This window comes from Bradyrhizobium sp. GW821-FHT12B03, from assembly GCF_058807535.1.
This window is the reverse complement of record NZ_JBXAQU010000017.1, coordinates 1-26,633: the sequence shown is the minus strand read 5'-3', so window position 1 is coordinate 26,633 and position 26,633 is coordinate 1. Positions and strand designations below refer to the sequence as shown.

Here is a 26,633-nt window from a genome sequence, read left to right as displayed (position 1 = left end):
GTTTTTGCAACTGGATCGTCTTTTCGGAGAGAGCGATGAAGCGCTTCAACCTTTCGGCCTGGGCCGTCAGCCATCCGACGCTGGTCCTGTTCCTGATGCTCGTGCTCGGCGTCGCCGGCTTCTTCTCCTATCAGAAGCTCGGCCGCGCCGAGGATCCGTTCTTCACGGTGAAGGTGGTCAACGTCTCCGTGATCTGGCCCGGCGCAACCGCGCAGGAGATGCAGACCCAGGTCGCCGATCCCATCGAGAAGAAGATCCAGGAGCTGCCCTATTTCGAGAAGGTGCAGACCTATTCCAAGCCCGCCTTCACCGCGCTCCAGGTCACCTTCCGCGATTCCACGCCGCCGAAGGACGTGCCGTATCTGTTTTATCTGCTGCGCAAGAAGCTCGCCGACGTGCAGGGCCAGCTGCCCTCGGGGATTCTGGGACCCGTCGTCAACGACGAGTTCTCCGACGTCGATTCCATCCTCTACATGATGACCGGTGACGGCGCCGACTATGCCCAGCTCAAGAAGGTCTCGGAAGGATTCCGCCAGCGCCTGCTGAAGGTGCCCGGCGTGACCAAGGTCGACGTCTACGGCAATCAGGACGAGCGCATCTTCGTCGAATTCAGCCACGCCAAGCTCGCCACCCTCGGCATCACGCCGCAGGCGCTGTTCGACTCGCTCGCCAAGCAGAACAACGTGACGCCGGCCGGCACGGTCGAGACCTCGTCACAGCGCGTGCCGCTGCGCGTCACCGGCGCGCTCGACGGCGCCAAGGCCGTGGCCGAGACTCCTGTGGAGAGCAATGGCCGCGTGTTCCGCCTGGGGGATATCGCCACCGTCACCCACGGCTATGTCGATCCGCCAAGCTTCGTCGTGCGCCAGGAAGGCAAGGCCGCGATCGGCATCGGTGTCGTCACCGCCAAGGGCGCCAACATCCTCGATCTCGGCAAGGAGGTCGAGAAGGCGACGGCCGAGTTCATGAAGGCGGTGCCGCAGGGCATCGACGTCAAGCTCATTGCCGACCAGCCCAAGGTGGTCGAGCACGCCGTCGGCGAGTTCGTGCACTCCTTCATGGAGGCGCTCGTCATCGTGCTGTTCGTCTCGTTCCTGGCGCTCGGCTGGCGCACCGGCATCGTGGTGGCGCTGTCGGTGCCCTTGGTGCTCGGCATCGTCTTCGTCGTCATGAACACGATGTCGCTCGACCTGCACCGCATCACGCTCGGCGCGCTGATCATCGCGCTCGGCCTTCTGGTGGATGATGCCATCATTGCGGTCGAGATGATGGTGGTGAAGATGGAGCAGGGCTGGGACCGCATGCGGGCTGCGTCCTTTGCCTGGGAATCAACTGCGTTTCCGATGCTCACGGGAACGCTGGTCACGGCCGCTGGCTTCCTCCCCATCGGCTTTGCCAATTCCGCGGTCGGCGAATATGCCGGCAGCATCTTCTGGATCGTGGCGATCGCGCTGGTTGCCTCCTGGTTCGTCGCGGTGATCTTCACGCCCTATATCGGCGTCATGCTGCTGCCCAACATCAAGGTGCACCACAACCACGATCCGCATGCGGTCTACGAGACCCGCATGTATCGCGGCCTGCGCGCCGTCGTGCAGTGGTGCGTCAACCACCGCATCACCGTGGTGGTCGCGACCGTCGGCGTCTTCATCGCCTCGGTGGTCGGCTTCGGCCATGTCCAGCAGCAGTTCTTCCCGCTGTCGGAGCGGCCCGAGCTGTTCCTCCAGCTCCGTCTGCCGGAAGGCACCGCCTTCAACGTCACCGAGAAGGCCGTCAAGACGGCCGAGACGCTGCTGAAGGACGACAAGGACATCGAGACCTATACCGCCTATGTCGGCCAGGGCTCGCCGCGCTTCTGGCTCGGCCTCAATCCGCAGCTTCCGAACGAGGCCTTCGCCGAGATCGTCATCGTCGCCAAGGGCGTCGAGGGGCGCGAGCGCGTCAAGGCCAAGATCGAGAACGCGGTCGCCGACGGCATGCTGACCGAGGCGCGCGTGCGCGTCGACCGCTTCAACTTCGGCCCGCCGGTCGGCTTCCCCGTGCAGTTCCGCGTGATCGGCCCCGATGCCAACAAGGTGCGCGAGATCGCCTACCAGGTCCGCGACGTCATGCGCGAGAACAAGAGCGTCAAGGACGTCCAGCTCGACTGGAACGAGCAGTCGCCGTATCTCAAGCTCGTCGTCGACCAGGACCGCGCCCGCGCCATGGGCCTGACCCCGCAGGACGTCTCGCAGGCGCTGTCGATGCTGATCTCGGGCGCGCAGGTCACGACCATCCGTGACGGCATCGAGAAGGTCGCCGTGGTCGCCCGTGCGATCCCGTCAGAGCGTCTCGACCTCGGCGGTGTCGGCGATCTCACCATCACGTCGCGCAATGGCGTCGCCGTGCCGCTCCAGCAGATCGCCAAGATCGAATATTCCCACGAGGAACCGATCATGTGGCGGCGCAACCGCGACATGGCGATCACCGTGCGCTCCGACGTCGTCGACGGCGTGCAGGCGCCTGACGTCACCAACCAGATCACGCCGAAGCTGAAGGCGATCAAGGATCATCTCGAGCCGGCCTACCGCATCGAGCCGGGCGGGGCGTTCGAGGAATCCGCCAAGGGCAACGCCTCGATCTTCATCCTCTTCCCGCTGATGGTGATGGTGATGCTGACGCTGCTGATGTTCCAGCTGCAGAGCTTCTCGCGCCTGATCCTGGTGTTCCTGACCGCGCCGCTCGGCATCGTCGGCGCCTCCTTCGGGCTCAACGTCGCCAATGCCCCGTTCGGCTTCGTGGCGCTGCTCGGCCTGATCGCGCTCGCCGGCATGATCATGCGCAACACGGTCATCCTGGTCGACCAGATCGAGACCGACGTTTCGCATGGGTTGACGCGCCGGGAGGCGATCGTGGAGGCAACCGTCCGCCGCGCCCGTCCGGTGGTGCTGACGGCGCTCGCCGCGATCCTGGCCATGATCCCGCTGTCGCGCTCGGCCTTCTGGGGCCCGATGGCGATCACGATCATGGGCGGCCTGTTCGTGGCGACCTTCCTGACGCTCCTGTACCTGCCGGGCCTCTACGCCCTGTGGTTCAGGAAGAGCCTGGACGAGGCCGGCACCCCCGAGCAGCCTGCCGCGCCGCAGCATGGGAGCGATGACCAGCACGCAATTCCGCTTGCTGAAGCAGCTGAATAAATGAGAAGACTACCGACGAACGAGTCCTGACTGATGGCCCTTATTTCGGAACATATCGAAGGCGACACCCGGGATCGTATCCTCGAGGTGGCCGAGCGGCTGTTCCGCCAGATCGGCTACCAGAAGACCACGGTCGGAGACATCGCCAAGGAGCTCAGGATGAGCCCCGCCAACGTCTATCGCTTCTTCGAATCGAAGAAGGCGATTCACCAGGCGGTGGCCCGTTCGCTGATGGGCGAGGTCGAGCTCGAGGCGCAGCGGATCGTGGCAAGGCCAGGTCCGGTGCTCCCGCGTTTCCGCGAGCTCCTCACCACCGTCCATCGCATGAACACCGAGCGCTATGTCGGTGACAACAAGCTGCATGAGATGGTCGAGATCGCCATGCAGGAGGACTGGGGCGTCTGTGTCACCCACATGGAATGTATCGCCGGAATGGTCGGCCAGATGATCGCGCAAGGCGTCGCCACCGGTGAGTTCGAGGCGCCCGATCTGCAGCTGGCTGCGCTCTGCTCGTGCACCGCGATGATGCGCTTCTTCCACCCCCAGATGATCGCCCAGTGCGCCACCAAGCCGGGCCCGACCATCGACCAGATGATCGATTTCGTCATCGCGGGTCTGTCGCCGCGCCACTGACGGGCCGGCGGGTTTCGCCCTATAAGCTGCTTCGCATTGCCCGGAATGGTGGATAGCGGAGAAGCAGCGCGTGACCGACAAAGACCTCTATTTCTACGAGCCCTCCAAGGGCCACGGCCTCAAGCACGATCCCTTCAACGCCATCATCGCGCCGCGGCCGATCGGCTGGATCTCCTCCCGCGACACCAAGGGCCACGTCAATCTCGCGCCCTACAGCTTCTTCAATGCGTTCTGTTACGTGCCGCCGATCATCGGCTTCTCCTCCACCAACTGGAAGGACACGGTCGAGAACATCCAGCAGACCGGCGAATTCGTCTGGAATCTGGCCACGATGGATCTCGCCAAACACATGAACGCGACCGCCGCGCATGTCGGCCCCGAGGTCGATGAGTTTAAGCTCGCCGGCCTCACCGCCGTGCCCGGCAAGCTCGTCAACGTGCCGCGCGTCGGCGAGAGCCCCGTCGCGTTCGAGTGCAAGGTCTCCGACATCGTCCGCCTCAAGGGTGCCGACGGCAAGGAGACCGAGGCCTGGCTGACGCTCGGCGAGGTCGTCGCCGTCCACATCGACAAGGCCATGATCAAGGACGGCGTCTACCAGACCGCCGCCGCCCGCCCCATCGTCCGTGCCGGCCGCCGCGGCGACTATTTCGAGATCAAGCCGGAAAACATGTTCGAGATGGTCCGGCCGGATTAGGCCTGCCTCTCTACGCCGTCATTCCCCTCCCGGAACTGCCCCCATGCCCCCGCCGTTATGGTCTCGGGGGCCGCCCGGCCGCGTCAATTCGCTTCCTTTTGCGCGCGAAGTGTTCCCTTCCGCCGGCCACTTTCCGCTAAAATGTCCGATAACCGCGCCGATGCATGAGGTCCGCCATGAGCTTCCGCCGCGACAAAATCACAAAGCCGATCTTCTCCTGGGCGCGCGGCGTGCTGCCGGCGATGTCCGACACCGAGCGCGAGGCGCTGGAGGCTGGTGACGTCTGGTGGGACGCCGATCTGTTCACCGGCAACCCCGATTGGTCGAAGCTCTTGAAGGTGCCGCAGGCGACGCTGACCGCTGAGGAGCGGGCCTTCCTCAACGGCCCCGTCGACGAGCTCTGCGCCATGCTCGACGAGTGGAGGATTTTTTGGGAATGGCGTGACCTGCCGCAGGACGTCTGGTCCTTCGTCAAGCGCGAAAAATTCTTCGGCATGATCATCCCGAAGGAGTTTGGCGGCCTCGGCTTCTCGCCCTACGCGCATTCGGAAGTGGTGCGAAAAATCTCGACCCGCTCGATCGCGGCTGCCGTCACCGTGATGGTGCCGAACTCGCTCGGTCCCGGCGAGCTCCTGATGCGCTTCGGCACCGGGGAGCAGCAGGCGCGCTGGCTGCCGCGCCTGGCCGACGGCCGCGACATTCCCTGCTTCGGCCTCACCAGCCCGGAAGCCGGCTCCGACGCCGCCTCGATGACCGACACCGGCATCATCTGCAAGGGCATCTTCGAAGGCCGCGAGGTCGTCGGCCTCCGCCTCAACTGGCACAAGCGCTACATCACGCTCGGTCCGGTCGCGACGCTGCTTGGCCTCGCTTTCAAAGCCTATGATCCCGATCATCTCGTAGGCAGCCAGGAAGAGCTCGGCATCACCGTGGCGCTGATCCCGACCAATCTGCCCGGCGTCGAGATCGGCCATCGCCATCTGCCGTCGATGCAGGTGTTCCAGAACGGCCCGAACCGGGGCCGCGACGTCTTCATTCCGCTCGACTACGTGATCGGCGGCCAGGAGCGCCTCGGGCAGGGCTGGAAGATGCTGATGACGGCGCTCGCCGCCGGCCGCGGCATCTCGTTGCCGTCGCTGTCGGCGGCCGGTGCCGCTTATGCGGCGCGCACCACCGGCGCCTATGCCCGCATCCGCGAGCAATTCGGCATCTCCATCTCGAAATTCGAGGGCGTCGAGGAGCCGCTCGCGCGCATCGTTGCCACCGCCTATCAGCTCGACGCGGCGCGGCGGCTGACCTGCGCGGCGCTCAATGCCGGTGTCCATCCCGCCGTCATCTCGGGCATCATGAAGCTGCACGCGACGGAGCGGATGCGCACTGCGGTCGACGACGCCATGGACATCCACGGCGGCAAGGCGGTGATCGACGGTCCGCAAAACTATCTCGGCAATCTGCACCGCGCCGTCCCCGTCGGCATCACCGTCGAGGGCGCCAATATCCTGACCCGCAATCTCATCGTGTTCGGGCAGGGGGCGATCCACGCCCATCCCTATCTGCTCGACGAGATGAACGCGCTCGCCGACACCGACCGCGAACGCGGGCTCACTGCGTTCGACAAGGCGTTCTGGAAGCATGTCGGTCACAGCTTCGAGACGCTATTGCGTGCCTTCGGCCGCAGTTGGACCCTGGGCGCCTTCGCGCCGGCACCGAACGCGGGCGATGCCACGCCATTCTATCGCCAGCTCTCGCGCTATTCGGCGGCGTTCGCGCTCTGCGCCGACATGGCGCTGCTGACGCTCGGCGGCGCGCTCAAGCGCAAGGAGATGCTGTCGGCGCGGTTCGGCGACATCCTGTCCGAACTTTATCTGCTGTCGGCCGTGCTGAAGCGTTGGCAGGACGAGGGCCGGCAAAAGGAGGATTTTGCCGCGCTGGGATGGTGCATGGCGACCGGCTTCAAGACCATCGAGAACAGGCTTGCCGAAATCCTCGCCAATCTGCCGAACCGCTTCGTCGCTGTCATCCTCAAGCTCGTGGTCCAGCCGTTCGGCGCGCGCGTGCTCGGCCCGTCCGACCGCGTCGTGCATCAATGCGCTGGCATCGTGCTGGAGCCGTCGGCCGCGCGCGACCGTCTCACGCCCGATCTTGCTTATGTCGATGATGACGGCGGCTTTGCGCGGCTGGAGCGTGCGTTCAAGCTGGTCACGAGCACCGACGCGATCGCCAAGCGCATCCGTGCGGCGCACCTCCGCGACTGGAAGGAAGCGGTGGCCAAGGGCGTGATCACGCAGGCCGAGGGCGAGCAGCTCGCCGCGGCTCATGAAGCCGTCACAAAAGTGATCGAGGTCGATGATTTTGCGCCGGAGGCGCTGTCGCCGATTTACAAGAAAACCGGAGATGTGCATCAGTTCTTCCAGGAACTCGGTGAACAGAGGGCGGCGAGCTGATGGCACGACCGGTTTTCATCGTCGACGGCAGCCGGACGCCGTTTCTGAAGGCGCGCTCGGGGCCCGGCCCGTTCACCCCGGTCGATCTCGCCGTGCAATGCGGCCGGCCGCTGCTGGCGCGCCAGCCGTTTTCGCCTGATGATTTCGACCAGGTCATCCTCGGCTGCGTCAACGTGATCGCGGACGAGATGAACCCGGCCCGCGTCGCAGCGCTCCGGCTCGGCATGGGCGAGGACATGGTCGCCTTCACCGTGCAGATCAATTGCGGCTCCGGCATGCAGTCGATCGACACCGCCTACCGCTACATCCGCGAGGGCCATGCCGACATGATCCTGGCCGGCGGCACCGAGGCGCTCAGCCACGCGCCGCTGGTCTGGCCGAATTCCGGCGTGCGCTGGTTTGCCGGTCTCGCCACCGCCAAGGGCGTGGCCGCAAAGCTCGCCGCCGCCTTCAAATTGCGTCCGCGCCATCTCAAGCCGATCATCGGGCTTGAACGGGGATTGACCGATCCCATCACCGACCTGAACATGGGCCAGACCGCGGAGGTCGTTGGCCACCTGTTCGGCATCACCCGCGCGCAGTCCGACGCCTATGCCGCCGAGAGCCACCGCCGCCTCGCGCACGCGCAGGCGGAAGGTTTTCTGAAGGGCGAAGTCGAGACCGCGTTCTCTCGCGACGGCAAATTCTTCGATCACGATGACGGCGTGCGGCCAGACTCGACAGCCGAGACGCTCGCAAAGCTTCGGCCGGTGTTCGAGCGCCCGTGGGGCCAGGTCACCGCCGGAAATTCCTCGCAGATCACCGACGGCGCGTCCTGGGTGATCCTCGCCTCCGACGCGGCGGTCGCCAAGCACAAGCTGACACCGAAGGCCGCCATCGTCGACAGCAATTGGGCTGCGCTCGATCCCAGTATCATGGGGCTCGGCCCGGTGATGTCGGCGACGCCGCTGCTTCGGCGCAACGGCCTCACGGTTCAGGACGTCGAGACCTGGGAGCTGAACGAGGCGTTCGCGACCCAGGTGCTCGGCTGTCTTGCCGCCTGGAACGACGACAAATTCTGCCGCGAGATTCTTGGCCTCGACGGCGCGGCCGGCGAGATCGACCGCGACAAGCTCAACGTCGACGGCGGCGCGATCTCGCTCGGCCATCCCGTCGGCACCTCCGGCAACCGCATCGTGCTGCATCTCGTCAACGCGATGAAGCGGCTCGGCACAAGGCGCGGAATTGCCACCGAGTGCATCGGCGGCGGGCTCGGCGGCGCCATGCTGATCGAGGCGGTGTGATCATGGAGTCGAAGATCATGACCGCGCTCGGCGACCGCGTGCTGGAGCTCGGGCCCAAGCCTGCGGCCGACAGCCCCTACAGGCACTTCAAGCTGACGCGCGATGCCGACGGTGTCGCCTGGCTGCTGTTCGACCGCGCCGCTTCCAGTGCCAACACGCTCTCGTCGGACGTGATGGAGGAGTTCGACGCCGTGCTCGCGGCGATCGAGACCGAGCGTCCGGCAGGTCTCGTGATCCGCTCGGCCAAACCGTCCGGCTTCATCGCCGGTGCCGACGTCAACGAATTCCGCGGCGCCAGCGATCCCGAGATGGTGGAAACGCGTATCCGCGCCGCCCATGCGGTGGTCGATCACCTGGAAGCGCTGAAACTGCCGACGGTCGCGGTCATCCACGGCTTCTGCCTCGGCGGCGGGCTCGAGGTCGCGCTGGCCTGCCAGTCGCGCATTGCCATTGATGGCGCGCGCTTCGGCTTCCCGGAGGTGATGCTCGGCCTGCATCCGGGCCTCGGCGGCACCGCGCGCTTCACCGCGCTGGTCAATCCGCCCCAGTCGATGGCGCTGATGCTGACCGGCCGCACCATCGATGCACGCCGCGCCAAAGCGCTCGGCCTCGTCGATACCGTGACGCAGGAGCGCCATGTCCGAGGTGCGGTGAAGGACGTGCTGTTCGGCCGGCTGAAGCGGACCAAGCCCGGTCTTCTCACCCGCGCCGCCAATCTCGGACCCGTGCGCGGTCTCCTGGCCAAGCGCATGCGCTCGGAGGCTGGGAAGGCCGCACCGCGCGAGCACTATCCCGCGCCTTACGCGCTGATCGATCTCTGGGAGACGCACGGCGGCAGCAAGGCTGCGATGCTGGGGGCCGAGCAAGCGTCATTCGCCAAATTGATGGTGACGCCGACGGCGCAGAATCTGATCCGCGTATTCTTCCTGCGCGAGCAGATGAAGAAGACGGCAGGAAGCGGCAACACCATCAAGCACGTCCATGTCATCGGCGCCGGCGCCATGGGCGGCGACATCGCGGCTTGGGTAGCCGGGCAGGGGCTGCGGGTCTCGCTCGCGGACATGAAGGCGGAGCCGATCGCCGGCGCTGTGAAGCGTGCGGCCGAGCTTTACGGAAAGATCATCCGCAAACCCACCGATGTGCGCGACGCGCTCGATCGCCTGATCCCCGATATGGACGGGGAGGGCGTCCGCAACGCCGATCTCATCATCGAGGCGGTGCCGGAAAAGCTCGAGTTGAAGCAGAAGGTCTATGCCGGTCTCGAGCCCAGGATGAAGCCGGGCGCCATCCTCGCGACCAACACCTCGAGCATCCCGCTCCAGGACCTGCGCACGACGCTGGCGCGGCCCGAGCGCCTGATCGGGCTGCACTTCTTCAACCCGGTGTCGCGGCTGCAACTTGTCGAAGTCGTCAGCCATGACGGCAACGATCCGCAAGTGCTGAAGGAGGCGCTCGCCTTCGTCGGCGCGATCGACCGCCTGCCGCTATCCGTGAAGAGCTCGCCCGGCTTCCTCGTCAACCGCGCGCTGACGCCCTACATGCTGGAAGCGATGGTGATGCTGGACGAGAAGACCGACCAGCGCCTGATCGACGCCGCAGCCGAGCAGTTCGGCATGCCGATGGGGCCGATCGAACTGGCCGATCAGGTCGGGCTCGACATTTGCCTCGATGTCGGCGACATGCTGCGCACCAAATTCGGTGATCTCTTGCCGCCGACGCCGGCCTGGCTGCGCGAGAAGGTCGCCAAGGGCGAACTCGGCCGCAAGACCGGCAAGGGCTTCTACACGTGGAAGGACGGCAAGGCCGAGAAAGCGCCGCTGCCCGAGACCGGCCCGCGCGTCACCGACCAGATGATCGACCGCCTGGTGCTGCCGATGTCGAACGTCTGCGTCGCCGCGCTGCGCGAAGGCATCGTCGACGATCCCGATGCGGTCGATGGCGCCATGATCTTCGGCACGGGTTACGCACCGTTTCGCGGCGGTCCGCTGAACTATGCGCGCACGCGCGGCGTGGATAATGTCGTGTCCACCTTGCGCGATCTCGCCGATCGATTCGGCGGACGGTTCGCCCCCGATGCGGGCTGGGACAATTTCAAGTGAGCGATCTCAAGTGAGCGATCTTAAGTGAGAGGGGCATGAACGAACAGGTCAATACCGGGCCGAGCGGCGATCTCTGCATCCGCACGCTGGCGATGCCCGCCGACACCAACGCCAATGGCGACATCTTCGGCGGCTGGCTGCTCAGCCAGATGGACGTCGGCGGCGGCGTGTTTGCCTCGAAAGTCGCGAAGTCGCGCACCGTGACCGTCGCGATCGAGGCGATGAACTTTCGCAAAGCCGTCTATGTCGGCGATCTCGTTTCGGTCTATGCCAATCTCGTGCGTGTCGGGCGTACATCCATGACCGTGCATCTCGAAGCGTGGGCGCTGCGTCGCAGAGAGGAACATCCGTTTCTCGTCACTGACGGCAATTTCACCTATGTCTCGATCGACGACCACGGCCGTCCGCAGTCGATAAGTCGCACCGATACGCCGATCGCGACGTAATCGCGCGCGGCGTATGACCGCGCCGCGTTGCAACCGCAGTCATCGCGTCTTCGCCAAGAACAAGTCATAAAACGGATGAGGTCCCGGCGTACTCAATTGCGTGTCGATTCGGGGTGGAAACGGCCTCAAATGCCCAGGAACCTTTGGGCAGAAGTGCCGTTATTTGCCCGCACTTGAGGAATCCACGGGCCATGCCGGATAGCTACATTATCGAAGTCAACTCGCAAACCGCAGGTATCGTCGTTCGCGGCCAGGGAGGTTACTGCTTCTTCGCGTCGTCCCACCAGTTCAATCGCCTCGAAGGCCAGGTCTTCCGCAACGCCCGCGAAGCCGAGCGCGCCGCGCGGAAGCTGATTAACGGCGATGTGAAGGAAGCGGCGTAACTGCCGCTGTCGTTCCGGGGCGCGCGAAGCGCGAGCCCGGAAGATATTGCCGCATGAACGGCTGCCTTCCCTTCTCCCCTTGTGGGAGAAGGTGGCGCGAAGCGCCGGATGAGGGGTTGTTTCGGCGAATTCAACTGTGAGAGATCCACTCGCGGATAGAACCCCTCACCCGTCTCGCCGCTAACGCGGCGATCCACCCTCTCCCACAAGGGGAGAGGGAAGAGACGTCATCACAATTTCGTCGCCGCCCGCGACAGCAGCTTCCAGTCGTCGCCTTGCTTCTGCCAGTTCATCAGGATGTGAAGGTTGGTCGGCACTTTCTTCCCATCGGCCGCCATCTCCTGTTCCGCGACCCAGTGGAAGCGCACGATTGCTGCGGGGCCGACGACCTTGATGGTCGGGTCCTTGTATTCGATCGAAAGGAATTTCGACTTGCCGTCGGTGGCGTTGGTGATGAAGGTCGCCTTGTCCTCCACCTTGCCGCTGGAATGGCTGTAGCTCAGATCGTCCCAACACAGCGCGCCGAGCGCCTTCGGATCGGCCGCGATCTGGGCGAGGCGGAAGGCCTCGACCTTCTTCGCCACGGCCTCTTCGTCCGCTGAGGCGGCCAGCGCCGGCGTCGTGAGGGCGAGCGCGGAGACGGCAAGAGCCGGAACGGCAAGGGTCGAGAGAGCCAGATCGCGTCGGTTGATCGTCATCGTTTCCTCCTTTTTGATCTTGAAGAGAGTGTTGCAGCCGCGCGCGGCTTTGTCGAGTGGTCACGTCGTCGTCATGTGCATGCCTCATTGCGTGATCGCAGCCATATTGATACGTCTCGCGCATCGATGCGTCGCGCATTTGGGAAAGTACGGAAATGATCGAGACCAGGCACGGTGCAATGGGCGGGGCGTTGCTGTTCGACATCGACGGCACGCTCGCCAACACCGACCCGCTGCACTTGAGGGCTTTCAACCAGGTGCTCGGTCCTCGCGGCCATGTGTTCGATCACGCGCGCTTCTCCAGGGAGCTGCAAGGTTTCGCCAATGTATCGATCGGCGAGCGCTTTCTGCCCGACGAGGCGCCGGAACGGCGCGCCTCGATCCTGGATGAGAAGGAGGAAGTCTTCCGCGCGCTGGTGGCCGGGCAGATCGAGCCGCTGCCGGGCCTGATGGCGTTGCTCGACCGGGCGGACGCGGCCGGCGTTCCCATGGTTGCCGTGACCAATGCGCCGCGTCTCAACGCCGAGCTACTGCTCTCCGGCCTCGGCATCGCGCATCGTTTCATGGCGCTCGTGATCGGCGCCGAGCTGCCGCACGGCAAGCCGCATCCGTTGCCCTATCAGGAAGGGCTGCGCTTTGCCGGCGCCAGCGCGACAGCCTCGATCGCGTTCGAAGACTCCCGCACCGGCGTGCAGTCGGCCACTGCGGCGGGTATTCCGACCATCGGCATCCGGACCAGCCTCAGCCATGCTGACCTGGTCGCAGCAGGCGCGGTCACCTCCGTGAGCGCCTTCGATGATCCGGACCTGCTCGCGCCTCTGGCTGCTGCGATGGCGTGGTGAGAGGCCTCGTCCGTTAACTGTGATTGGCGGGCGGATTGACCGATCGCGCGAACCGCCGCACCATGCGGCATTCTGATTTGAGGCCATTGCCGTGACTGGACTGACCCATCGTCAAGCCGAAATCCTCAACATCGCGCGCGCTTCCGGCCGCGTCATGGTCGAGGAGCTTGCGCGCAAATTCGAGGTCTCGGCGCAGACGATCCGCAAGGATCTCAACGATCTCTGCGAGCGGCGCTCGCTGACGCGCATCCATGGCGGCGCCATCATCGCCTCCGGCGTGGAAAACCTCGCTTATGAGGCGCGCCGCTTCGTCGCCGCCGACGAGAAGAAGGCGATTGGAGCCGCCGCCGCCTCGCTGATCCCGAACGGTTGCTCGCTCTTCATCAACATCGGTACCACCACCGAGGAGGTCGCGAGCGCGCTGACCTCGCACGAGGATCTCCTCGTCATCACCAACAATCTCAACGTCGCCATGTTGCTCTACCGCCATCCCCGCATCGAGGTGGTGGTGGCCGGCGGCACGGTGCGGCGCGCCGACGGCGCGGTGGTCGGCTCGACCGCGACGCAGCTGATCGGCCAGTTCAAGGTCGACTACGCCATCATCGGTGCATCCGCGATCGACGAGGAGGGCGCGCTGCTCGACTTCGACTATCGCGAGGTGCAGGTCGCGCAAGCCATTATCGCCAATGCCCGCAGCGTCATGCTGGTCGCCGATTCGACGAAGCTTCGCCGCAGCGCCCCGGTGCGCATCGCCCATATCAGCCAGATCCAGACCTTCGTGACCGACCAGGAACTCCCCGAGCGCCTCGCCACCATCTGCCACAGCAAGGGCATCGAGGTGGTCGAGGCGATGCCGAAGGGGGCGGGGGATATCGACGATGCGGCGGCGGAGACCACCCCGGTCACGCTCCGGAGCGTGTGAATCTCCGATGCGCTTGAGGCAGGGCGAAGTCGCCAACTACCAGGCGTAGCGAACCACACCTTTGCCGGCGTAGCTTTCGGTGACGTGAGAGAACTGGCCTTCGAACGCGGCGGCAACCGAAAGGCCATTGAGCCACTTCTTCTCGACGGATGCCGACACCAGTGCCGTGTCACGAGCGGGCGCGGCGCCGTAGACGATGAAAGTCGATGCCGGAAGCGTCTGGAAGAAGCTCGTGGCGCTGCGCTCAGTGTTGAAATCGTGCGCCCACGCCGCGCGACCGCGCAGCGTGATCACCGCGTCCTGCGCGGCAAACGAAGTGTCGGCGCGCAGGCCGAGCTCACTGCGCGATGTGGTGACATCCTTGGCGAAATAGGACAGGGCAAAGTTGTCGATGCCGGCAACCGTCCGTTCGGCGTATGCGGGAACGAAGAAGGTGGTGAACTGGCCGGCGGCGTAGGGGGTCAATCCGCCGAGCCCGGTGGCAAAGCGATAACCAGCCTCCAGCCGGCCGGCGGCAGCATTCGCATCGAAGTTGGCGCGCAGCTGGTTGGACAGTACGGTACGGTCAGTGGTGATGTCCTGCCAGCCATAGGCCAGGGCAGCCGCGATGTAGGCCGATCCAACGTTGTGGCGAGCATAGATGCCGGCCTGAAACATATCGGAGCGTCCGCCGCCGAGACCATTGGCCAGATGATAGCTCGTGCCCGCGCCGCCGAGCGCGAAGCCGACCAGCGTGTCGGGCGAGAGGCGGTAGTCGACGCCGGCCGCGCCGCCATAGATGTGCGTGGCATAGCCGTTCGATCCCACCACGGCGTTGCCCTCGGTCGATTGCGAGCCGCCATAACCCGCAGACCAGACGTTCCAGCGCTGCGAGAATAGCGGCGTCGGCGCCTTGCCGACGATGCCCGCATGCGCGTTCCGCGCTTTGCTGTTGCTCACCGCTGCGTAGGAGGTCGCCTCAGCCTCCTCCTCATAGCCCATCGCGCCAGCCGCTGGCATCCCGCTGACGCGCGAACCCATGAACGGATCCGTCATGATATTGAGGAAGCGATCCATCGCATCGAACGTCGTCTGCTGCGTACCTGTCGCGGCCTCGCCCGACGCGATCGTCAGCCCCTGTGGGGTCAGACCGCCAAACGCCAGCGGGATGCCACCCGCGGTGTTGAACGAATTGATCAGGGCATTGGCCACGTTGGTCTGATTGATGTTGAGACCGCTGCCGAACCCCGGCGCAGGCACGAAATTCAGCGTGATATCGAGGTAGGCGTTGTTCCCGTCGTAGCTCAGCGCGGTCGAGAAGTTTGCCGGCAGGTTGGTGTTGACCAGCGTGCCGAACGTGTCGATCCGTACGCCCGCGTTTACGATCGTGTACCGATGTGTCACGAACGCGTCGTTGGCGTAGATCGCCTGCACCGTCGCGCCGCCGAGTGTCGCTGTGCCGGTTACGTTGGTGCGATCCGCGCCACCCGAGCCCACTTCGACCATGTATGTCGTCGCTGCGTTCAGAACGAGATTGCCCTGAACCGTGAGCGTGCCGACCGAGTTGCCGGGCGCCAGCGTGCCGCCCGTGAAGGTGGTATTGCCGACGGTGCCGTTGCCGCCGAGCGTGCCGCTGCCGCTCACCGTGGTCAGCGGCGACGAGGCGATCGAACCGTTGACCGCCAGCGTGCCGCCGGTCACCGTCGTGTTGCCCGTGTAGGTATTGATTGCCGTGAGGCTGGTGGTCCCGCTCTCGACCAGTACCGTGCCGACGCCCGAGATCAGCGGCGCGAATGTGTAGTTGGCTGCGGTGTGGTTGAACACGATTTGGCCGGTGCCGTCGCCGAACGTCACAATCGGCGCATTGACTGTGCCCGGCGCCACCGCGGGTGCGGCCGCTGCTGCACCGACGTTCAGCGTGCCGGTCGAACCTGGCGCCGCTGCGATCACGATGGCGGTCCCGCTCACCGTACCGCCATCCGCAATCGTCAGTGTGCCGGTGCCGAAAGCGCCGACATTGACATGGCCGGTCGTTGTCCACGTCGAGCCCGGCCCCGTCACGTTCACGATGCCCGTCGTGCCGCCGTTCGTACCAATAAGGGCGGTTCCGGTGCTGCTCACCGCGCCGCCGTCCTGAACGTTCAGAATGCCAGTGCTGTTGACACCAACCGACAGAACCCCGGCATTCACCCATGTCGAGCCTGCGCCATTGACGGTCACTGTGCCGGCAGCGCCCATGCCGATATCGGCGGCCGTGTTGCTCACCCTGCCGCCGTTCAAGATGTTCAGCGTGGCCGTGGCGGCCTCGCCGACACGAATATAGGCGGAATTCGTCCATGTGGAATTCGCACCGGTCACGGTCGCCGTGGCGGGCGCGCCGAATGTGCCCAAAGAAGCGAATGTGTTGCTGACCGAGCCGCCATTCTGGACGGTGAGTGTACCGTTACCCAAATTGATATGTTGAGTGCTTGTCAGCGTTGAGCCGGCGCCGTCGACCGTCACGTCTCCCGTTCCGGAGAATCCGATGGTAACGACATTGCCGCTCGCCGCACCGCCGTTCTGGATATTCAGGGTGCCGGTGCCGTTTCTGCCGATCAACAGAAGACCGGAACTGGTCCACCTTGAATTTGCTCCGCTGACGGTGGCGATGCCGGTCACGCCGGCGTTTGAACCGAGGGTGCCGTCGGTGTTGGTCACCGTGCCGCCGTTGAGGACGTTGAGCGTGCCGCTGGCCGATTGGCCGACCTCAAGCGTGCTGGAATTGGTCCATATCGAGTTCGCGCCGGTCACCGTCGCTGTGCCGCTTGCCCCGACAGAACCGCCAACAACAACGAATGTGTTGCTGACCGCCCCGCCGTTCTGGACAGTGAGCGTACCGCTGCTGCTCAAGCCAATGTTGATGTGCTGGTTGCTCGTCAGCGTTGAGCCGACACCATCGACCGTCACGTCTGCCGTCGCGTTGGAACCGATGGTGACCACATTGCCGCTCGCCGCACCACCGCTCTGAATTGTCAGTGTGCCGGTGCCGCTCGAGCCGACGAGCAAAAGACCGGAATTGGTCCATCTTGAATTTGTTCCGTTGACAATGGCAACGCCGGTTGCACCGGCGTTCGCACCAAGTGTGCCATCCGTATCGGTCACCGTGCCGCCGTTGAGGACGTTGAGCGTGCCGTGGCCGGATTGACCGACAACAAGCCCGCCGGAATTGGTCCACCAGGAGTTTGCGCCGGTCACCGTCGCCGTGCTGGTCGAACTGACATTTGCGGCTATGACGCCAATCGTGTTGGACACCCAACCGCCTGCTGCCACGTTCAACGCGCCATTGCCGCTAAAACCGATGGTGAGAAGATTGGAGTTGGTCCAGGTAGACCCGGTTCCGCTGACCGTTGCAGTTCCCGTTGAACCGGCATTAAGGCCGAAATTGCCCACGGTGTTGCTGACTTGGCCGCCGTTCAGAACGTTCAGTGTCCCGCTGCCGTCCACGCCGAGATCGAGCGCGCCGGAATTGACCCATGTCGAGCTTGCGCCGGTCACCGTCACATTGCCGGTTGAGCCGGCCGCCGTGCCGATGGTGGTTATGCCTGATAGCGCAGGTCCACCCGAGATCACGGTGGGGAACGGGGAAGTCGTGTCGACCACCACGTTCGTGCCGGCGGCTGGCACACCGCTCGGCGACCAATTGCCGGAAGTGAACCAATCGTTGGAATTGCTTCCAGCCGTCCAGACCGATTGGGCCGTTGATGCGGTCGGCACCCCGATGGCGGTCAGGGCCGTAAAGGCGAGCAACCAGGCCCGACGCTGCATTCAAGCATTCCTAATTGAGATGAGTAGGCGTGCCGTGCAGTTTTTAGTTGCATTCAGCAACCAACGGTAACATTCCGAGATCGATCGTCCATCAACCGAAAGGTTGAGTTGCGGCACGCCGAAGCTCGCAAGATCCCTCACGTCGCGCGTGACGAGCGCGAGATTGTTTGCGAGCGCGGTTGCGGCAAGGAAGCCATCCATGACGGACAGCGCGACGCCACTGCGGCAGCTCTGCGCCGTCAGGTGGCCTCAGCGTTCCGACCAGGAACTGCCCGAGCGCCTCGCCACCACCTGCCACGGCAAGGGCATCGAGGTGGTGGAGGCGATGCCGAAGGGCGCGGATATCGATGATGCGATTGAACCGGCGCAAGAGGCCGCGCCGCTGGTGCTGCTGCGCTAAGAGCTTATGTGCCGCTCCACGGATTGATCAGCGGCACGCCCGTAGGTTCGAAATCCCCCACATTGCGCGTAACAACGGTCAAGCCGTGGACAAGCGCGGTCGCTGCAATGAGGGCGTCGCGTTCAGCCCGCGGGTTGGGAACGTGAAGTTGCGCACAGCGCTGCGCCACGGCCGTATCGATAGCGAGGATCCGCCCCTCGAAGCGAGCCAGAATTTGGCCGTCGATCCACGCGCGCAGGACGGCGCCTTGCGCCGCGTCTTTTCGCTCGATCAGGCGCACGCCAAGCTCGATTTCGAGAATCGAGATCGCGGACATGAAAAAATTCGCCGCGGGCACTGCATTGGCCCAAGCGAGGACGTTGTGATCGGCCTTATCCGGTCGCCTCAGTTCGGAAATGACATTGGTGTCCAGCAAAAACATCAGTCGAGATCGGCGGCCCTGGAGATACCGCCGGCAATGCGAGGCGGATCGAAATCAAAGTCCGCGTTCGCCTGCGCCAGGGCTTCGGCAAGGCTCACGTGCCCGCCGCTCAGGCGCAGATAATCCTCGATGGTCAGCAGGACATGGGCCGGGCGGCCGCGATCCGTAATGAAGACTGGCCCCTGCGAGGCCGCTTTCTTGGCGCCGCTCGTATCCTGGTTGAATTCTCGGCTGGTCAGGGTGGTCACCATCGTCAGCACCTCATCGCCGTAGCAACGCCTTACTGGTCAAAATTATATGTAGGCATGTTGCTACAATCAAGTATTCGCTGGTGCGGACTGTGCCCGGTGCCGTTCAATCGAGCCGTTTGCCTCTAGACTTGCCTGTTCTCCTGCCGATTTCTCAGCCGTACTGGTGACAAGAAAGTTCCGCTTTCACTTCTCTTGGCCTCTCTTTCATCTTGCTTTCGTTTTTCGGTGTGATCTAATCAAAAACGAAAGTAACCGCTCGAAGGAACGAGTGGCCGCCGGGGGATGCGTCTGTTGGAGCGTATTTTCGATCTCGCCATCATTGGAGGCGGTGTTAACGGCTGCGGCATCGCGCGCGATGCGGTGGGCCGCGGCAACACGGTTTTCCTGTGCGAAATGAATGATTTGGCGAGCGGGACGTCGTCCTGGTCGACCAAGCTGGTGCATGGCGGCCTGCGCTATCTCGAATATTACGAGTTTCGGCTGGTCCGCGAGGCGCTGATCGAGCGCGAGATCCTCTGGGGCATCGCGCCCCACATCATCCGTCCCTTGCGTTTCGTCTTGCCGCATCACGCAGGGCTTCGCCCCGCCTGGCTGCTTCGCCTCGGCCTCTTTCTCTATGATCACATCGGTGGTCGCCACCTTCTGCCGGCGACGCGTTCGGTCGATCTTGGGCGTGACGAGGTCGGCAAGCCGCTGATCCCGAATCGCTACAGCCGCGCCTTCGAATATTCCGACTGCTTCGTCGATGATGCCCGGCTCGTCGTGCTCAATGCGCGCGATGCCGCCGACAAGGGTGCCGAGATCCGTACCCGCACCCGTGCCACGGATATCAAGCAGTCCGATGGCGTCTGGACCGTCGGCATGGTCAACACGCTGACCGGCGAGCGCTCATCCATTCAGGCCCGGGCGCTGGTCAATGCCGGTGGTCCCTGGGTCGAGGATGTGCTCGGCCGCGGCGCCGGCGTCAACGCGAAGGCCAAGGTGCGTCTGGTTCAGGGCTCGCACATCGTCGTGAAAAAACTCTACGACCACGACCGTGCCTACATGTTCCAGAACGCCGACGGCCGCATCATTTTCGTGATCCCGTACCAGGACGATTTCACGCTGATCGGCACCACCGACCGCGACTATGACGGCGACCCCGCCAAGGTGAAGGCGACGCCCGAGGAGATCCAGTATCTCTGCGCCGCGGCAAGCGAATATCTCGCCAAGCCGGTGACGCTGGAGGACGTGGTCTGGACCTATTCCGGCGTGCGCCCGCTCTATGACGACGGCGCCAGCGAAGCCAAGGCCGCAACGCGCGACTACGTGTTCGAGCTCGACACGCCCGGCGGCTCGCCGCTGCTCTCGATCTATGGCGGCAAGATCACGACCTATCGCCGTCTCGCCGAAGAGGCGCTGGAGCGGCTCTCGCCCTATCTGCGTAGCGCGAAAGCGCGCGAGGGGTGGACCGGGAAATGGCCGCTGCCCGGCGGCGACATGGATGTGTCCGATATCGACGGCCTGATCGCCGAGCTCCAGCGCGGCTATCCCTTCCTCGGCCACGCACATGCGCGGCGCCTCGCGCGCGCCTATGGCACCCGCGCCATCAAGCTGCTTGGTGACTCGAAATCGGCCGCCGATCTCGGTCAGGACTTTGGTGCGACGCTGACCGAGCGCGAGGTCCGCTACCTCATGGTCAATGAATGGGCCGTCACCGCCGAGGACATCGTCTGGCGCCGCTCCAAGCTCGGCCTGCGACTAAGTGCCGACGAAATCGCGGCGCTTGACGACTGGATCAGGACTCACGCCGTGCCGCAGAGTCCCCTGCTGGAAGCGGGAGGACGCTCATGACCGTCACGCTCGATCAGGTGACCCGGGCCGTCGACGGTGTCGAGCACATCCGTGACGTCTCGCTGACGCTCGAGAGCGGCACGCTCAACGTGCTGCTCGGACCGACGCTGTCGGGCAAGACCTCGATCATGCGGCTGCTCGCCGGCCTCGACAAGCCGACCGCGGGCAGGGTGCTGGTCAACGGCAAGGACGTCACCGGCGTCGACGTGCGCCAGCGCTCGGTCGCCATGGTCTATCAGCAGTTCATCAATTACCCCTCGTTCACGGTTTACGAGAACATCGCTTCGCCGCTGCGCGTGCAGGGCAAGCCGCGCGAGGAGATCGAGGCGCGCGTCGCGGAAGCCGCAAAGCTGCTCAGGCTCGAGCCGTTCCTGAAGCGCACGCCGCTGCAGCTGTCCGGCGGCCAGCAGCAGCGCACGGCGATGGCGCGCGCGCTGGTCAAGGGCGCCGATCTCGTGCTGCTTGACGAACCGCTCGCCAATCTCGACTACAAGCTGCGCGAGGAGCTGCGCACAGAATTGCCTCGCATCTTCGAGGCGTCTGGCGCGATCTTCGTCTATGCCACCACCGAGCCGACCGAGGCGCTGCTGCTCGGCGGCAACACGGTCTGCATGTGGGAAGGGCAGGCGCTCCAGATCGGCGAGACGCCGAAGGTCTACCGCCGGCCGCAGACGCTGCGTGTCGCCCAGGTGTTCTCCGATCCGCCGCTTAATCTCGTCGGCATCGAGAAGAGGAACGGCTCCGTGCAGTATGCGGGCGGCATCGCCGCGCCGGCGTCCGGCCTCTATTCCTCTCTTGCCGACGGCGCCTATCGCGTCGGTTTTCGCGCCCATCAGCTTGCGCTCGCCAATGGCGAGACCGATCGCCATGCCTTCCACGCCACTGTCACGGTGACCGAGATCACCGGTTCGGAGAGTTTCGTGCATCTGACCCGCGACGGATCGAACTGGGTGGCGGTGCTGCACGGCGTGCACGAGTTCGAGCCCGGCCAGACCATCGATGCCGTGCTCGATCCCAACGATGTTTTTGTCTTTGATGCTGCCGACCGGCTGGTCGCGGCACCCGGCAATTCGTGAGGGGATGCGCCATGGCCCGCATTGACCTCGTCGATCTCGCCCACTCCTACGGCGGCAATGATGCGCCGCAGGAGAGCTTTGCACTGAAGCCTGTCACCATGACCTGGCGGCAGGGCGGCGCCTATGCGCTGCTCGGGCCGTCCGGCTGCGGCAAGACCACGCTGCTCAACGTCATCTCCGGCATCATCACGCCGTCGCGGGGGAAAATCCTGTTCGACGGGGTGGACATCACACCGCTGTCGACCCAGAAGCGCAACATCGCCCAGGTGTTCCAGTTTCCGGTGATCTACGACACCATGACGGTGGGGCAGAACCTGGCGTTTCCGCTCAAGAACCGCGGCGTGCCCAAGGCCGAGATCGACAAGCGCGTCGCCGAGATCGGCCGCCTGCTCGATCTCGATCCCTATCTGAACCGCAAGGCGACGCGGCTCACCGCCGACGCCAAGCAGAAGATCTCGCTCGGCCGCGGCCTCGTGCGCTCCGACGTCGCCGCCGTGCTGTTCGACGAGCCGCTGACGGTGATCGACCCCGAGCTGAAATGGCAGCTGCGCTCCAAGCTGAAGGCGCTGCATCGCGAGCTCGACCTCACGATGATCTACGTCACCCACGACCAGACCGAGGCGCTGACCTTCGCCGACACCGTCGTCGTCATGCATGACGGCCGCGTGGTGCAGAGCGGCACGCCGGCCGAGCTGTTCGACAAGCCGGCGCACACCTTCGTTGGCTATTTCATCGGCTCGCCCGGCATGAACATCCTGCCGGCCGAGGTGAGGGGACGCGAGGCCAGGATCGACGGTCACGTCATCGCGCTGGGCCGCAGCTACGACAAGCTTCCCGCGGGCGCGAAGATCGAGATCGGCGTGCGTCCGGAATTCGTGGAGGTGGTTGCGCCCGCGTCCGGCCTGCTCACCGCAAAAATCGAACGCATCGACGACCTCGGCCGCATCCGCTTTGCGCGTGCGCGTCTCGGCGACGCCAAGCTCGCCGCGCGCGCGCCGGGCGGTTTCACGTCGGACGGCACCGCCGGGCTGAAATTCGATCCGTCGCATGTCCACGTCTATGCCGACAGCCTTCTGGTGGAGGGAGCCGCCTGATGGACAAGACCGTCAACCAAAAAGCCTGGTTCCTGGTGCTGCCGGTGTTCCTGGTCGTCGCCTTCTCCGCGGTGCTGCCGTTGATGACGGTGGTGAACTATTCGATGCAGGACACCTTCGGCAACAACCAGTTCTTCTGGAACGGCGTCGGCTGGTTCAAGGAGCTGCTCGATCCCTCGACCGATCTCGGCGGCCGCTTCCTCGCCTCGCTCGGCCGCAACCTGTTCTTCTCGCTGGTGATCCTCGCCATCGAGGTGCCGCTCGGCATCGTCATCGCACTGTCGATGCCGCGCCAGGGCTGGACGGTGGCGGCCTGCCTCGTGATCCTCGCGCTGCCGCTGTTGATTCCGTGGAACGTGGTCGGCACGATCTGGCAGATCTTTGGCCGGCCCGACATCGGTCTGATGGGGTACGTCCTCAACCATATCGGCCTCGACTACAATTACGTCTCCAACGACATCGATGCCTGGGTCACCGTCATCGTGATGGACGTCTGGCACTGGACCAGCCTGGTTGCGCTGCTCTGCTATGCCGGCCTGAAGTCGATCCCGGAGGCCTATTACCAGGCAGCGCAGATCGACGGGGCCTCGCGCTGGGCCGTGTTCAAGGCGATCCAGTTGCCGAAGATGAACCGCGTGCTGCTGATCGCGGTGCTGCTGCGCTTCATGGACAGTTTCATGATCTACACCGAGCCGTTCGTCGTCACCGGCGGCGGGCCCGGCAACTCGACGACCTTCGTGTCGATCGAGCTCGTCAAGATCGCGCTCGGCCAGTTCGACCTCGGCAAGGCCGCCGCGCTGTCGCTGGTCTACAACCTCATCATCCTGATCGTCTGCTGGATCTTCTACACCGTCATGACCAATGCGGGCGCTGAACGTAAGCCGCAGGAAGGAGCCGCGTGATGCACTCGATTCCCGGCCGTCGCCTCATCATGGGGCTGTTCCTGATCTTCCTGCTGCTGCCGATCTACTGGCTCGTCAACATGAGCTTCAAGACCAACGCCGAGATCGTCTCGACGATGACGCTGTGGCCGCACACGCCGACGCTGCAGCACTACAGGCGCATCTTCACCGACGAGAGCTGGTATTCCGGCTACATCAACTCGCTGGAATACGTCGTCCTCAACACCATCATCTCGATCTCGGTGGCCTTGCCTGCGGCCTACGCCTTCTCGCGCTACCGCTTCCTCGGCGACAAGCATCTGTTCTTCTGGCTGCTGTCGAACCGCATGGCGCCGGCCGCGGTCTATGCGCTGCCGTTCTTCAACCTCTATTCGGCGATCGGGCTGTTCGATACGCCCTGGGCGGTTGCGCTCGCGCATTGCATCTTCAACGTGCCCTTGGCGGTCTGGATCCTCGAAGGCTTCGTCTCCGGCGTGCCGCGCGAGATCGACGAGACGGCATTCCTCGACGGCTATTCCTTCCCGCGCTTCTTCATCAAGATCCTGGTGCCGCTGATCGCGAGCGGCATCGGCGTTGCCGCCTTCTTCTGCTTCATGTTCTCCTGGGTCGAACTGCTGCTCGCGCGCACGCTGACCTCGGTGCAGACCAAGCCCATCGCGGCGATCATGACGCGCACGGTGTCGGCGGCCGGCATGGACTGGGGCCTGTTGGCGGCGGCCGGCGTGCTCACCATCATTCCGGGCGCGCTCGTGATCTGGTTCGTCCGCAATTACATCGCGAGCGGTTTTGCGCTCGGGCGCGTGTAAGGAGGCTCTGATGGAATCCATCGCATGGATGGCCTGGACGCTGCCGACGGCGATCTTCTTCGCCGCGCTGGCCTGCACGCTGGCCGTGATGACCTGGCTCGCGGCGGTCTATCCCGAAGCCGAGCGTGTCGGCGTGCTCAGCATTCCGACCACGCGCGGCGACCGCCTGTTCATCTCGCTGATCACGGCCGCCGTGATCCATCTCTTGTGGATCGCCTTCGTCGGCACCGACGCGCTCGCCACGCTGCCGATCGGCGAGGAGGGTTTTGAAATCTCGAGCCTGTGGCTCGCATCAGGAATTTCGCTGGCCACGGCCGTGCTCATTTTCCGCACGGTCTGACGCTCGCGAAGGGACGGCCAGATCCGGGACCAACCCGGGCCTGTAAAAATTTTGTCGCTGCAACGGAGGAACAACATGCGACAGTTTAGGAGAAGGAAAGGTCCATTGACCAAGAATAGCTTTCTGACCATGTCCAGCGTCGCCGCGCTTGTTGCGGTGTCGTTCGCCGTCTCGGCGCCGGTCCGCGCCGCAGACGACGCCGCGATCCAGAAGTGGATTGCGGAATTCCAGCCCTCGACACTGTCGAAGGAAGACCAGAAGAAGGAGCTGGAGTGGTTCGCCAAGGCCGCTGAGCCCTTCAAGGGCATGGAGATCAACGTCGTCTCCGAAACCATCACGACCCACGAATACGAATCGCAGACGCTGGCCAAGGCGTTCTCCGAGCTCACCGGCATCAAGCTCAAGCACGACATCATCCAGGAAGGTGACGTCGTCGAGAAGCTGCAGACCCAGATGCAGTCCGGCAAGAACGTCTATGACGGCTGGATCAACGATTCCGACCTGATCGGCACGCACTTCCGTTACGGCCAGACCATCGCGCTGTCGGACTACATGACCGGCGAGGGCAAGGACGTCACCGATCCCATGCTTGACGTCAACGACTTCATCGGCAAGTCGTTCGGCACCGCGCCGGACGGCAAGCTCTATCAGCTGCCCGACCAGCAGTTCGCCAACCTCTACTGGTTCCGCTACGACTGGTTCACCAACCCCGACTACAAGGCCAAGTTCAAGGCCAAGTATGGCTACGAACTCGGCGTGCCCGTGAACTGGTCCGCCTATGAGGACATCGCCGAGTTCTTCACCAACGACATCAAGGAGATCAACGGCGTCAAGGTCTACGGCCATATGGACTATGGCAAGAAGGACCCCTCGCTCGGCTGGCGTTTCACCGACGCCTGGCTGTCGATGGCCGGCAACGGCGACAAGGGCATTCCGAACGGTCTGCCGGTCGACGAATGGGGCATCCGCATGGAAGGCTGCCGTCCGGTCGGCTCCTCGGTCGAGCGTGGTGGCGACACCAACGGTCCGGCCGCGGTCTACTCGATCACCAAGTACCTGGAGTGGATGAAGAAGTATGCTCCGCCGCAGGCTCAGGGCATGACCTTCTCCGAGTCGGGTCCGGTGCCGGCGCAGGGCAACATCGCCCAGCAGATGTTCTGGTACACCGCCTTCACCGCCGACATGGTGAAGCCGGGCATCGCCGTGATGAACGCGGACGGTACGCCGAAATGGCGTATGGCTCCCTCGCCCCACGGTTCGTACTGGAAGGAAGGCATGAAGCTCGGCTACCAGGACGCGGGCTCGCTCACGCTTCTGAAGTCGACCCCGGCGGATCGCCGCAAGGCGGCCTGGCTCTATCTCCAGTTCATCGTCTCCAAGACGGTGTCGCTGAAGAAGAGCCATGTCGGTCTCACCTTCATCCGTGAATCCGACATTTGGGACAAGTCGTTCACCGAGCGTGCGCCGAAGCTCGGCGGCCTGATCGAGTTCTACCGTTCGCCCGCGCGCGTGCAGTGGACCCCGACCGGCAACAACGTGCCCGACTATCCGAAGCTCGCGCAGCTGTGGTGGCAGAACATCGGCGATGCGTCGTCCGGTACGAAGACGCCGCAGCAGGCGATGGATGCACTCGCGGCCGCTCAGGACTCCGTCATGGAGCGCCTCGAGAAGTCCGGCGTGCAGGGTGCCTGCGGTCCGAAGCTGCACAAGAAGGAGTCGGCCGAGTACTGGTTCGCCAAGGCCCAGAAGGACGGCACGATTGCTCCGCAGCGCAAGCTCGCCAACGAGAAGCCGAAGGGCGAGACGGTCGACTACGACACGCTGATCAAGTCGTGGCCGGCCACCCCGCCCAAGCGCGCCTCGCTGCAGTAACGCACGCCTCGTAACGACGAAAGGCCGGGAGCAATCCCGGCCTTTTTCTTTTTGCGTGGCGCGCTCCCAATTCTTCTCCGCCGTCGCCGTCCGCGAAGCTTGCTCCTCACCCTCGGTGTCATCGCCCGACTTGATCGGGCGATCCAGGGCGGATTCAATCACTCGTCGCAACACCCTGTGTATCGCTCACTCGTAGCAATTGGTCGAGAGTTTCCGCCGGTGTTTTCCAACCTAGGGT

General features: G+C 64.3%; 22 protein-coding genes. 18 read left to right on the top strand and 4 right to left on the bottom strand.

The genetic code is table 11. From position 1 onward, the window contains the following. Positions 1-35 precede the first annotated feature (35 nt). From AC1RUR_RS27480 to AC1RUR_RS27445, 8 genes are all read left to right on the top strand, one after another. Entirely contained in the window at positions 36-3,173 is a 3,138-nt protein-coding gene (locus AC1RUR_RS27480; RefSeq protein WP_492849821.1) for an efflux RND transporter permease subunit, read from the top strand. Positions 3,174-3,206: 33 nt separating this feature from the next. Further along, entirely contained in the window at positions 3,207-3,806 is a 600-nt protein-coding gene (locus AC1RUR_RS27475; protein ID WP_492849819.1) for a TetR/AcrR family transcriptional regulator, read from the top strand. A 70-nt stretch (positions 3,807-3,876) separates the two neighbouring features. After that, a complete protein-coding gene (locus tag AC1RUR_RS27470; RefSeq protein ID WP_492849817.1) occupies positions 3,877-4,500 on the top strand; it encodes a flavin reductase family protein in 624 nt (207 codons plus the stop codon). A 176-nt stretch (positions 4,501-4,676) separates the two neighbouring features. Beyond that, positions 4,677-6,944 (top strand): acyl-CoA dehydrogenase, encoded by a 2,268-nt coding sequence (locus AC1RUR_RS27465; RefSeq protein ID WP_492849815.1) that lies wholly within the window; start codon positions 4,677-4,679, stop codon positions 6,942-6,944. Then, complete coding sequence (locus tag AC1RUR_RS27460; RefSeq protein ID WP_492849813.1) at positions 6,944-8,227, top strand: acetyl-CoA C-acetyltransferase; 1,284 nt, start codon at positions 6,944-6,946, stop codon at positions 8,225-8,227. The genes AC1RUR_RS27465 and AC1RUR_RS27460 overlap by 1 nt, the downstream gene beginning before the upstream one ends. A gap of 2 nt (positions 8,228-8,229) precedes the next feature. Continuing rightward, positions 8,230-10,326 (top strand): 3-hydroxyacyl-CoA dehydrogenase NAD-binding domain-containing protein, encoded by a 2,097-nt coding sequence (locus AC1RUR_RS27455; protein WP_492849811.1) that lies wholly within the window; start codon positions 8,230-8,232, stop codon positions 10,324-10,326. Between the two features lie 35 nt (positions 10,327-10,361). Next, on the top strand, positions 10,362-10,772 hold the full coding sequence (locus AC1RUR_RS27450; RefSeq protein WP_492849809.1) for an acyl-CoA thioesterase: 411 nt from the start codon (positions 10,362-10,364) through the stop codon (positions 10,770-10,772). Positions 10,773-10,963: 191 nt separating this feature from the next. After that, positions 10,964-11,155 carry a hypothetical protein gene (locus AC1RUR_RS27445; protein ID WP_492849807.1) on the top strand — a complete coding sequence of 64 codons (192 nt, stop codon included), beginning with the start codon at positions 10,964-10,966 and terminating at the stop codon, positions 11,153-11,155. A 230-nt stretch (positions 11,156-11,385) separates the two neighbouring features. On the opposite strand, the gene AC1RUR_RS27440 is transcribed toward AC1RUR_RS27445, so the two are convergent. Further along, positions 11,386-11,853, bottom strand: a complete 468-nt coding sequence (locus AC1RUR_RS27440; protein ID WP_492849805.1) for a nuclear transport factor 2 family protein — start codon at positions 11,851-11,853, stop codon at positions 11,386-11,388. Between the two features lie 155 nt (positions 11,854-12,008). On the opposite strand from AC1RUR_RS27440, the gene AC1RUR_RS27435 reads away from it, so the two are divergent. Together AC1RUR_RS27435 and AC1RUR_RS27430 are read left to right on the top strand one after the other, a co-directional pair. Further along, positions 12,009-12,695, top strand: a complete 687-nt coding sequence (locus AC1RUR_RS27435) for an HAD family hydrolase (protein WP_492849803.1) — start codon at positions 12,009-12,011, stop codon at positions 12,693-12,695. A gap of 91 nt (positions 12,696-12,786) precedes the next feature. Further along, complete coding sequence (locus tag AC1RUR_RS27430) at positions 12,787-13,617, top strand: DeoR/GlpR family DNA-binding transcription regulator (RefSeq protein WP_492849801.1); 831 nt, start codon at positions 12,787-12,789, stop codon at positions 13,615-13,617. Positions 13,618-13,653: 36 nt separating this feature from the next. Here the strand turns inward: AC1RUR_RS27430 and AC1RUR_RS27425 are convergent, their stop codons facing one another. Continuing rightward, positions 13,654-17,400: an autotransporter outer membrane beta-barrel domain-containing protein gene (locus AC1RUR_RS27425; RefSeq protein WP_492849799.1), complete on the bottom strand. Its 3,747-nt coding sequence runs from the start codon at positions 17,398-17,400 to the stop codon at positions 13,654-13,656. Positions 17,401-17,599: 199 nt separating this feature from the next. Here AC1RUR_RS27425 and AC1RUR_RS27420 point away from each other — a divergent pair, with 199 nt between their 5' ends. Beyond that, the gene (locus AC1RUR_RS27420; RefSeq protein ID WP_492849797.1) at positions 17,600-17,800 is read left to right on the top strand and encodes a hypothetical protein; all 201 of its coding nucleotides are present in this window, start codon (positions 17,600-17,602) and stop codon (positions 17,798-17,800) included. Positions 17,801-17,804: 4 nt separating this feature from the next. On the opposite strand, the gene AC1RUR_RS27415 is transcribed toward AC1RUR_RS27420, so the two are convergent. Further along, positions 17,805-18,221, bottom strand: a complete 417-nt coding sequence (locus tag AC1RUR_RS27415) for a type II toxin-antitoxin system VapC family toxin (RefSeq protein ID WP_492849795.1) — start codon at positions 18,219-18,221, stop codon at positions 17,805-17,807. Beyond that, positions 18,221-18,472 carry a type II toxin-antitoxin system prevent-host-death family antitoxin gene (locus tag AC1RUR_RS27410; RefSeq protein WP_492849793.1) on the bottom strand — a complete coding sequence of 84 codons (252 nt, stop codon included), beginning with the start codon at positions 18,470-18,472 and terminating at the stop codon, positions 18,221-18,223. The genes AC1RUR_RS27415 and AC1RUR_RS27410 overlap by 1 nt, the downstream gene beginning before the upstream one ends. A 282-nt stretch (positions 18,473-18,754) precedes the next feature. On the opposite strand from AC1RUR_RS27410, the gene glpD reads away from it, so the two are divergent. The 7 genes from glpD to AC1RUR_RS27375 all read left to right on the top strand — a co-directional run bounded on the left by glpD (position 18,755) and on the right by AC1RUR_RS27375 (position 26,395). After that, complete coding sequence (gene glpD / locus AC1RUR_RS27405; RefSeq protein WP_492849792.1) at positions 18,755-20,305, top strand: glycerol-3-phosphate dehydrogenase; 1,551 nt, start codon at positions 18,755-18,757, stop codon at positions 20,303-20,305. Further along, the gene (locus tag AC1RUR_RS27400) at positions 20,302-21,381 is read left to right on the top strand and encodes an ABC transporter ATP-binding protein (protein ID WP_492849790.1); all 1,080 of its coding nucleotides are present in this window, start codon (positions 20,302-20,304) and stop codon (positions 21,379-21,381) included. Before glpD ends, AC1RUR_RS27400 begins: the two co-directional genes overlap by 4 nt. 11 nt (positions 21,382-21,392) lie before the next feature. Further along, positions 21,393-22,475 carry an ABC transporter ATP-binding protein gene (locus tag AC1RUR_RS27395; RefSeq protein ID WP_492849788.1) on the top strand — a complete coding sequence of 361 codons (1,083 nt, stop codon included), beginning with the start codon at positions 21,393-21,395 and terminating at the stop codon, positions 22,473-22,475. After that, entirely contained in the window at positions 22,475-23,377 is a 903-nt protein-coding gene (locus tag AC1RUR_RS27390; RefSeq protein ID WP_008137745.1) for a carbohydrate ABC transporter permease, read from the top strand. Before AC1RUR_RS27395 ends, AC1RUR_RS27390 begins: the two co-directional genes overlap by 1 nt. Further along, entirely contained in the window at positions 23,377-24,183 is an 807-nt protein-coding gene (locus AC1RUR_RS27385) for a carbohydrate ABC transporter permease (protein ID WP_492849786.1), read from the top strand. Before AC1RUR_RS27390 ends, AC1RUR_RS27385 begins: the two co-directional genes overlap by 1 nt. Before the next feature lie 10 nt (positions 24,184-24,193). Beyond that, positions 24,194-24,523 (top strand): DUF2160 domain-containing protein, encoded by a 330-nt coding sequence (locus tag AC1RUR_RS27380; protein ID WP_492849784.1) that lies wholly within the window; start codon positions 24,194-24,196, stop codon positions 24,521-24,523. 129 nt (positions 24,524-24,652) lie between these two features. Next, entirely contained in the window at positions 24,653-26,395 is a 1,743-nt protein-coding gene (locus tag AC1RUR_RS27375; RefSeq protein WP_492850104.1) for an ABC transporter substrate-binding protein, read from the top strand. Positions 26,396-26,633: the final 238 nt, after the last annotated feature.